9 protein-coding genes are annotated in these 8,579 nt (G+C 72.8%); 4 read left to right on the top strand and 5 right to left on the bottom strand.

Annotated elements, in window-relative coordinates; all coding sequences use genetic code 11:
- On the bottom strand, positions 1-101 hold a 101-nt coding region (locus tag ACE3T5_RS19985; RefSeq protein WP_374669865.1), incomplete at its 3' end, for an ACT domain-containing protein.
- 62 nt (positions 102-163) lie between these two features.
- On the opposite strand from ACE3T5_RS19985, the gene ACE3T5_RS19980 reads away from it, so the two are divergent.
- The 3 genes from ACE3T5_RS19980 (at position 164) to ACE3T5_RS19970 (ending at position 4,381) form a co-directional block, all read left to right on the top strand.
- Complete coding sequence (locus ACE3T5_RS19980; RefSeq protein ID WP_374669864.1) at positions 164-2,176, top strand: acyltransferase family protein; 2,013 nt, start codon at positions 164-166, stop codon at positions 2,174-2,176.
- A gap of 79 nt (positions 2,177-2,255) precedes the next feature.
- Complete coding sequence (locus ACE3T5_RS19975) at positions 2,256-2,963, top strand: DUF4197 domain-containing protein (RefSeq protein ID WP_374669863.1); 708 nt, start codon at positions 2,256-2,258, stop codon at positions 2,961-2,963.
- Positions 2,964-3,046: 83 nt separating this feature from the next.
- Entirely contained in the window at positions 3,047-4,381 is a 1,335-nt protein-coding gene (locus ACE3T5_RS19970) for an aminotransferase class III-fold pyridoxal phosphate-dependent enzyme (RefSeq protein ID WP_374669862.1), read from the top strand.
- Positions 4,382-4,412: 31 nt separating this feature from the next.
- Here ACE3T5_RS19970 and ACE3T5_RS19965 read toward each other — a convergent pair whose 3' ends face one another.
- A complete protein-coding gene (locus ACE3T5_RS19965; RefSeq protein ID WP_374669861.1) occupies positions 4,413-5,168 on the bottom strand; it encodes a ChaN family lipoprotein in 756 nt (251 codons plus the stop codon).
- Between the two features lie 83 nt (positions 5,169-5,251).
- On the opposite strand from ACE3T5_RS19965, the gene ACE3T5_RS19960 reads away from it, so the two are divergent.
- On the top strand, positions 5,252-6,310 hold the full coding sequence (locus ACE3T5_RS19960) for an AbrB family transcriptional regulator (RefSeq protein ID WP_374669860.1): 1,059 nt from the start codon (positions 5,252-5,254) through the stop codon (positions 6,308-6,310).
- Between the two features lie 13 nt (positions 6,311-6,323).
- On the opposite strand, the gene ACE3T5_RS19955 is transcribed toward ACE3T5_RS19960, so the two are convergent.
- Genes ACE3T5_RS19955 through ACE3T5_RS19945 form a run of 3 tightly spaced genes read right to left on the bottom strand, consistent with a single transcriptional unit; the run spans position 6,324 to position 8,562 of the window.
- On the bottom strand, positions 6,324-6,596 hold the full coding sequence (locus ACE3T5_RS19955) for a DUF3567 domain-containing protein (RefSeq protein WP_374669859.1): 273 nt from the start codon (positions 6,594-6,596) through the stop codon (positions 6,324-6,326).
- Between the two features lie 56 nt (positions 6,597-6,652).
- Complete coding sequence (locus ACE3T5_RS19950) at positions 6,653-7,768, bottom strand: DUF3108 domain-containing protein (protein WP_374669858.1); 1,116 nt, start codon at positions 7,766-7,768, stop codon at positions 6,653-6,655.
- Positions 7,769-7,773: 5 nt separating this feature from the next.
- Complete coding sequence (locus ACE3T5_RS19945) at positions 7,774-8,562, bottom strand: IclR family transcriptional regulator (protein WP_374669857.1); 789 nt, start codon at positions 8,560-8,562, stop codon at positions 7,774-7,776.
- Positions 8,563-8,579: the final 17 nt, after the last annotated feature.

The raw sequence follows: 8,579 nt of genomic DNA, 5'->3' as shown, positions 1-8,579 counted from the left end.
TCCTCGATGTTGCCGCCGCGCTCGAACAGGAAGCCCGAGACCGCGTGCACGATGCCCGGGCGGTCCGGGCAGGAGAGAGTGAGGATGTAGGACGAAGACATGCTGGGCGCGATTGTCGCAGGCGGGCGGGGCGCTGGCCTGGCTCTACAATGCGCGCCGCTCCATGGCCGCCGCCACGCCCTCCGCCGTGATCGACTACCGGCCCGAGATCGACGGGCTGCGCGCGCTGGCCGTGCTGCCGGTGATCCTGTTCCACGCCCATGTGGGCCCCTTCACCGGCGGCTTCATCGGGGTCGACGTCTTCTTCGTCATCAGCGGCTTCCTGATCACGAGCATCCTGCTGCGCGAGCAGGCGGAGGGCCAGTTCTCGATGGCCCGCTTCTACGCCCGTCGCGCGCGACGCATCCTGCCCGCGCTGGCTGTGGTGCTGCTGGCCTGCCTGCCGGTGGCCTGGCAGGCACTCGACACGGAGGCCCTGGCCGACTTCGGCTGGATGCTGGCCGCCACGGCGCTGGCCGGCAGCAACTTCCTGCTCGCGGCCACCACGGGCTACTTCGACGGGCCGGCCGAACTGCGCCCGCTGCTCCACACCTGGAGCCTGGCCGTGGAGGAGCAGTTCTACCTCGTCTTTCCCCTCTACCTGCTCGCGGTGGCGCACTGGCCCCGGCGTCGCGCTGCCCTCGGGCTGGGCCTGATCGCGCTGGCCTCGCTGGCGCTGGCCCAGTGGGGCACCGGCGCGTACACCCAGGCCAACTTCTTCCTGGCCCCCGGACGCGTGTGGGAACTGGCCGTGGGTTGCCTGTGCGCCTACGTCGTCAGCGCCCGGCAGCCGGTCACGGTCCCGCTGGCGCTGCGGCAAGGTCTCGCGGCGGCCGGCCTCGCGGCCATCGTGGCCTCCTGCCTGGCCTTGAATGCGTCCACGCCCAGCCCGGGCGTGCAGATCGTCCCGGCGGTCCTGGGCACGGCGGCCGTGCTGCTGTGGGGCACGCAAGACACCTGGGTCGGCCGGGTCCTCGCGCTGCGCCCCTTGGTCGCCATCGGCCTGATCTCCTACAGCGCCTACCTGTGGCACCAGCCGCTGCTGGCGTTCGCGCGGCACCTCCACGAAGGGCCCCTGCCGGGCCGCTGGCGAGTGGCGCTGATCGCGGCCACGCTGGTGCTGGCGGCATTGACGTGGCGGCTGGTGGAGCAACCCTTCCGGCTGTCCTGGCGGGGCGCTGCGCCGCGCCGCGTGCTGCTGGTCGCGGGCGGGGTGATGGCGGCGCTGGTGGTCGCGGGTGCGGCCCTCGCTGTGTCGGCGCCCGTGCTGCGGCCGCCCATGCCAGCCGCGGTGCAGGCGGCCTTCCAGCCGCCCGCTCGCACGCAGGCCTGCTTCGACCGGCCGTTCGCGCATCGCGAGCCGCAGAACTGGTGCCGCATCGACGGGGCCGCGGGGGCACTGCCGAGCTTCCTGCTCTTCGGGGACAGTCATGCCCTGCAGGTGCTGGATGCCTTCCAGGCGGCGGCGCAGCAGGCGGGCCGGTCAGGCGTGTTCACCGGCTTCAGCGGCTGCGTCCCGCTGCTGGGTGTCGTGCCGCTCACCCGGCCCGACCAGACGCGGATGGACTGCGCGGCGCTGAATCAGCAGGCACTGGCCTTCGCGCGCGAGAACGGCATCCGCGATGTCTACCTGGTGGCCAAGTGGAGCTACTACACGGATCCATGGCTGGGCGGCAGCTACCTGAACGCCATCGGCCTGGCGCCCGGCGCGCCGATCACGGTGGCGAGCAGCCGGGCCGCCTTCGAGACGGGCTTCCTGGCGACGGCGCGCGCCTACGCGGCGGCAGGCATCCGCCTGCATGTGATCGAGCAGGTGCCCCAGCAGATGCATGACCCACGCGCCACCTACCGCCTGGCGCATCGCGCTGGCGACGGCGGCGCCTCGGTGCTGCAGGCGCGCGCCGTCAGCCGCGAGGCGCATCGCGCGCTGCAGGCGTTCCCGTCCGGCGTGTTCCACCGGGCCGACCTGCCGCCGCTGGACGTGCTGAACTTCGATGACCTGTTCTGCGATGTGACGCGATGCCCGGCTGGCCTGCCCGGCATGCCGTACTACATGGATCACAGTCACCTGAGCGCGGCCGGGGCCGAGCGCCTGGTGCCGCGCCTTGCCGATCGCCTGCGGGCCGGGCTGCGCTGATCGGTCGGGCATGGCTACACTGGCCCCAGGCCTGACGCAGACTGAAGCCGGCTGCGCCCGGGCCGGCCTGGGAGACGCCATGACCACTTGCTTCCGTCGCCGACACCTGATCGGCCTGCCGCTGGCCGCTGCGCTGCCGTTCGCGGCCCTGCCCGTCCGCGCGCAGAACCTTGCGGCCCTCTCCGACCTCGACGCCAGCAAGGGCGTGCGCACCGCGCTCGAACTCGGCGCCGCCGCCGCGGTGCAGCTGCTCGGCCGGCCCGATGGCTTTCTCGGCAATCCGCAGGTGCGCATTCCGCTGCCGGGCCACCTGCGCGACGTGGCCAAGCTGCTGGCCGCCACCGGGCTGCGCCGGCAGGTGGAAGAGCTGGAGACGGCCATGAACCGCGCGGCCGAGGCGGCGGTGCCCATGGCCGCCAACCTGTTGCGCGATGCGGTGCGCAAGATGACCGTGGACGACGCGCGCCGCATCCTCACCGGGGGGGATACCTCGGTCACCGAGTTCTTCGCCTCGCGCACCCGCGAGCCGCTCACCGGCACCTTCCTGCCGGTCGTGCGCCAGGCCACCGCGAAGGTGGAGCTGGCGGGCAAGTACGACCGCGTGGCCGGCCGCGCCGCCGGGATGGGCCTGCTCAAGCCCGAGGACGCGAGCATGGACCACTACGTGACGCGCAAGGCGCTGGACGGCCTGTACTTCGCCATCGGCGAGCAGGAGAAGAAGTTCCGCCGTGACCCGTTGGGCAGCGGCAACGCGATTATCGGCAAGGTGTTCGGCGCCCTGCGCTGAAGGCGCGGTTCCACGGCCGCCCGGGGCACCGGCATCGGTGCCAAAATGGCTTTTTCGCTTGAACCGTCGAGAAGGAGGCGCACATGGCCTACAAGGATTTCACGATGGACAACCAATGGTTGCCCTTCACGCCCAACCGTCACTTCAAGAAGGAGCCGCGCGTCTTCGTCGGCGCCGACGGCATGGAGTTCACCACGCACGACGGCCGCAAGGTCATCGACGGCATCTCCAGCCTGTGGTGCGTGGGCGCGGGCCACAACCGCAAGCCCATCAACGAGGCGATCAAGAAGCAGCTCGACACGCTGGACTACGCCACCGCCTTCCAGGCCAGCAACGACCAGGCCTTCCGCGCCGCGGAGATGATCGCGGCCCTGGCCCCCGGTGACCTGAACAAGGTGCTGTTCTGCAACTCCGGCAGCGAGGCGGCCGACACCTCGCTGAAGGTGGCGCTGGCCTACCACCGCGCGCGCGGCGAAGGCCACCGCAACATCTTCATCGGCCGCGAGCGTGGCTACCACGGCGTGGGCTTCGGCGGCATGAGCGTGGGCGGCATCCCGGCCAACCGCAAGGTGTTCGGCACCGCGCTGCTGCCGCGCGTGGACCACATGCGGTTCATCCACGACCCGGTGAACCACGCCTACATCCACAACCAAGAGCCGGTCTGGCAGGAGGACATCCTGCTGGAGCTGGAGAACCGCATCCTGCCGCTGCACGATCCGAGCAACGTGGCCGCGATCATCGTGGAGCCGGTGGCCGGCTCCGCCGGCTGGTACCTGCCGCCCAAGGGCTACCTGCAGCGCCTGCGCGAGATCTGCGACAAGCACGGCATCCTGCTGATCTTCGACGAGGTCATCACCGGCTTCGGCCGCATGGGCACGAACTTCGGCGCCGACTACTACGGCGTGGTGCCCGACATGCTGAACTTCGCCAAGTGCGTGACCAACGGCGTCATTCCGCTGGGCGGCGTGATCTGCCGCGACAAGCTGTACGACGCGATGATGAACACGCAGGCGCCCGAGCACGTGGTGGAGTTCTTCCACGGCTACACCTACTCCGGCCACCCGGTGGCCTGCGCCGCGGCCATCGCCACGCTGGAGCTGTTCCAGCAGGAGGCGCTGTTCCAGCGCGCGGGCGAGATGGGCAAGGTGCTGGGCGACGCGTTCCACAGCACCTTCAAGGGGCTGCCCAACGTCATCGGCATCCGCAGCCTCGGCCTGGCCGCGGCGGTGGAACTGGCGCCCATCGCCGGCCTGCCGGGCAAGCGCGCCTACGAGATCTTCCTCGACTGCTTCAAGAAGGGCGCGCTGGTGCGGCCCGCGGGTGACGTCCTGGTGATCGCGCCGCCCTACATCGTGGAGAAGGCGCACATCGACCAGCTGGTGAACACCCTGGCCGATTCGATCCGGGCAAACGCCTGAGGGCTTGCGCCGGCGGCTGAGGCCGGCGACCTCAGCGCCGCGGCGCCTGCCACTGCTGGCGCAGCTCGGCGCAGTGGTCGCGGCCGCTGTCATGCGGCGGCAGCTGCTCCGCTTGCACGGCCAGCGAGGGGGGCAGGTGGACCGGCACACCGATGTCGGTGCGCACGTGCCCGCCACCGGCCACCAGCAGCACCACGCGGCCGGGCGCCGCCTGCGCGGCCAGTGTCTCGGCCAGGGCGATGTCACGCGCGATCTGCATGCGGGTCATCGCGGGCAGCCGCGCCTCGGGCAGCAGCCCGCAGTGGCCGTCGCGCACCGCCGCCTGCTGCGTGGCCAGGGCGGCGGGTGACAGCCGCGCGTCCAGCGAGACATCCGCGCCGCGCGCCCGCAGCGCGCTCATCGGCAGGTTGGCGCCCGCCACCGGCACGCCCGCGCGCACCGCGGCCATGACCACCGCCCCGTAGCGCGCCCAGGGCCACGCGTCGTCGTTCCAGGCCAGGGCTTCTCGCACGGCCGCTTCGCCCGCATCGCGGCCGAGCCCGCGTGTGGAGCGGCCCTGCTCCGCCATCTCCAGCACCAGCGCCGCGAGCCGGCCTTCACGCGCGAGCGCCTCGACGCGCGCCTGCTGCAAGCCGGGATGGGCGGGCGCGTCGTGCTGTTCGCCCAGCAGCAGGATGCGGGCCGGCTCCGCGGGCAGGGCCGGCGGCAGGCCGCCGCAGGCGCCGAGGCTGACTGTGACGACCCCGGTCACGAACAGGTGCGCGGCGCGCAGGAGGGCACGAGGCATGGCACGATACTAGGCGACTGGCGCCTCCAACGGGTGCGCCGGGTCATCCTGGATGGCGTGTGCCCCGCCCCGTCCTGCGCCGCATGTCCTCCTTCGCCTTCCGCTCCTTCGCCACGCTCGCCCTGGCCCTGGCCGCCGCGCTCGCCTGCGTGCGCCTGGGCACGCCGCTGCCGTGGATGATCGGCCCGCTGCTGGCGACCGCGCTGGCCTCCATCGCCGGCGCGCCCACGCGCAGCTGGGCGCCGCTGCGCAACGGCGCCCAGCTGGTGATCGGCACGGCGCTCGGCCTCTACTTCACGCCGCAGGTGGGCGCGCTCGTCGCGGGTCTGTGGTGGGCCATCGGGCTGGCTGTGGCCTGGGCGCTGGGCATCGGCTGGCTGTTCGGCGCCTGGCTGCATCGGCGGCACGGCGCCGAGATGGGCGTGGACGCGCAGGCGAGCCGCGCCACCAGTTATTTCGCGGGCGCCATCGGCGGCGCCTCCGAGATGACGCTGCTGGCCGAGCGCGAGGGCGCCCGCAGTGACATGGTGGCTGCCGCGCACAGCCTGCGCCTGCTGATCGTGACGCTGACCATCCCGTTCGCCTTCAGCCTCGGCGGCTGGCATGGCATGGATGCCACGCTGCCCGGCGCCCGCACGGTTCAAGTCAGCGGGCTCGCCCTGCTGCTCGCCGCGGCCGCCGGCGGCGCCTGGCTGATGCAACGCACCGGCCGCGCCAATCCGTGGTTCATGGGCGCGCTGCTGGTGGCGATGGGTCTCACGCTGAGTGGCATGGAGCTGAGCGCCATGCCCTCAGCGCTGAGCAACGCGGCGCAACTGGTGATCGGCGTCAGCCTGGGGGTGCGCTTCCAGCGCGAGTTCCTGCGGGCCGCACCGCGCTGGATGGGCTCGGTGGCGCTCGGCACGGTGCTGATGATCGGGCTGTGCGCCGGCTTCGCCGCCGTGCTGGCGGCCGGCACCGGGCTGCACCCGGCCACGCTGGTGCTGGGCACCTCGCCGGGGGGGATCGCGGAAATGGCCATCACGGCCAAGGTGCTGCAGCTGGGCGTGCCGGTGGTCACCGCCTTTCAGGTCTGCCGGCTGGTGGCGGTGCTGGTGCTGGTGGAGCCGCTGTACCGCTATCTGGCGCGTGTTTCAGCGTGACCGCGGTGCACGCTCAGTGCACGACCAGCGGGTGCTGCGCGAGGCCGGTGTAGCCATCCAGCGTGGCCTCCACCTCGTCCTGCGTGGGCGTGCGCTGCTGCCAGGCCAGCAACTGGCGCTGGAAGGCCTCGGCCCAGGAGCCGTCGAGATAGACCTCGCGGTTGGACCGCTTGTCCACGATCTCGAAGCCGTGCCGGGCGGGCGCCGCGCCTGCCTGCTCGCCCTCAGGCGCGGGGGCCAGCAGGTGCACGACCACGAAGTCGTCGGAGTCATAGAGCATGTGCATGGGGGGTGTCCTCTGCTCCCCACTTGGCTGCCCGGCGGGCGGTTTCAAGAGGGGCCTCAGCGGCCGTCGGGCGTGCGCCAGCGCTGGTCCAGCCAGTCCCCGCCGGCCTGGGTGACACGCAGGCGCACCGGCGCGTGGCCCGCCGCGGGCGCGAGCCAGATCTCCACGCGCTGGTCATGCAGGGCGGCAGGCCGGCGCTCCAGCTTGAGCGTGCGCACCACGCCGCCCGCGAGCGGCAGATCTTCCTCGCCGGTCACCTCCAGCTGCCAGGGTTCGGCGCCGCGCGCGGTGGCGGTGGGAATGCTCAGGCGGGTGCCCGCCGGGTAGCGGGCTGGCTCGCCGCCGATCAGGGCCGCCACCTGCACCAGCAGGCTCAGGCGGTCCTGCTGGCCGGGCAGCAGGGCCTGCGGCGGCTGGTTGCCGGAGAACACGATCCGGCCGGCCTCGGCATCCAGGTGCGTGGCCAGCTCCGTGCGCTGGCGCTCGGCGAAGCGGCGCGGCTGCAGGCCTTCGGCGCCGAGGCGGCCGCTGCTGCGGTGCGAGCGTGGCGGCAGGCCTTCGCCGCCCCATTCCATGCGCGCCTCGTACTGCTCGCCGTCATGCTGCCAGTCCAGCCGCGCTTCGCCACGCACCGCCTGGCCGCGCGCGCTGCCGGTGACCTCGTAGTGCCAGCGCGCCGGGGGCGGCACGGCCACGGTGGGCACGGCGGCGGCCATCAGGCCGCCCGGGTTGGTGGCGGTGGCTGGGGATGGCGGCGACGCGACGGGCGCCAGGGCCGGGGTGGCGGCCGTCTGCAGCGTCTCGCTCGAGATCGACGTGGCTGCCGCCCGGTCGGCCGGCCAGGGCGGCTGACCGGGCGGTTCGGCGGTGGCGCGCATCCCCGTGGGCGTCGCCGGTGACGGCAGGCGGGGTGGTGGGCGCCACGCTTCAGGCTCGGCATGCAACCGCCCCGTTGGGGGTGTCGCCGGCAGGGCCGCATCGGCGAGGTCGCTGGCCGGCGCGGGGTCACTCACACGGGGCGCCGCCCCTGGCAGCATGCGGACCGCGAAGCCCGGTGGCCTCTGTGCATCACCGCCCGGCGGGCGCGGGCGCCAGCCCTGCAGCAGGGCCAGGTGCAGCGCCAGCACGCCCGCGGCCAGCAGGCCCAGGCGCAGTGCCGAGCCCCTTGCCATCGTGGTCAGCCGCGCCAGCCGAGATCGCTGGACAGCCGCGCGGCGGCGGCACGCAGCGGCCCTTCGACCGCGCCACCGAACTCGGCGTCGAAGGTGCCGGCCGGTCCCATGCAGACCATGCCCAAGGCCATGTGGCCATCGGAGTCGAACACCGGCACGCAGAAGCCCACGATGCCGGGCAGCAGCGTGTCGACCACGCGCGCGCTGCCGCGCTGGCGCACCTCCTCCAGGCGGGCCCGCACCTCGGTCAGGGTGGCGGGCAGGTCTGTCCGACCCTGGCGCTGCGCGCGCGCCATTTCCTCCTTCAGCATGGGTGCGATCGCCTCGCGTGGCACGTGGGCGGCGAAGCACAGGCCGGTGGCCGACGACAGCAGGGGCATCACGTCGCCCAGGCGCAGGTTCACCGTCACGGCCTGAGGCGGCTCCTCCCAGTGCACGATGGTGGGGCCGTGGTTGCCCCACACCGCCAGCGCCAGGGTATGGCCGATCTCCTCCATCAGGCCGGCGATGCGTTCGCGGGCGAGCTTCACCGCGTCCAGCCGCTCCAGTGCCGCCAGCCCGAGCTTGAGGGCGGCCGGGCCGAGGTCGTAGCGGGTGCTCGATGCGTCCTGCACCACCAGCTGCAGCCGCTGGAAGCTCACCAGGTAGCGGTGCGCCTTGGCGGCACTCATGCCGGCGGCGCGCGCCAGGTCACGCAGCATCAGCGGCCCGGCCGCGTGGCCCAGGGCTTCGAGCAGGCTGAAGCCGACTTCCACCGACTGGATGCCGGCACGTTCCTTGGGGTCGGTGGTCATCCTGTAGAATTTCGGAT

This window comes from Ramlibacter sp., from assembly GCF_041916345.1.
In the GTDB taxonomy this organism is placed as follows: Bacteria; Pseudomonadota; Gammaproteobacteria; order Burkholderiales; family Burkholderiaceae_C; genus Ramlibacter.
The sequence above is the reverse complement of the archived record's forward strand: the minus strand, read 5'-3'. Positions and strand labels throughout refer to the sequence as shown.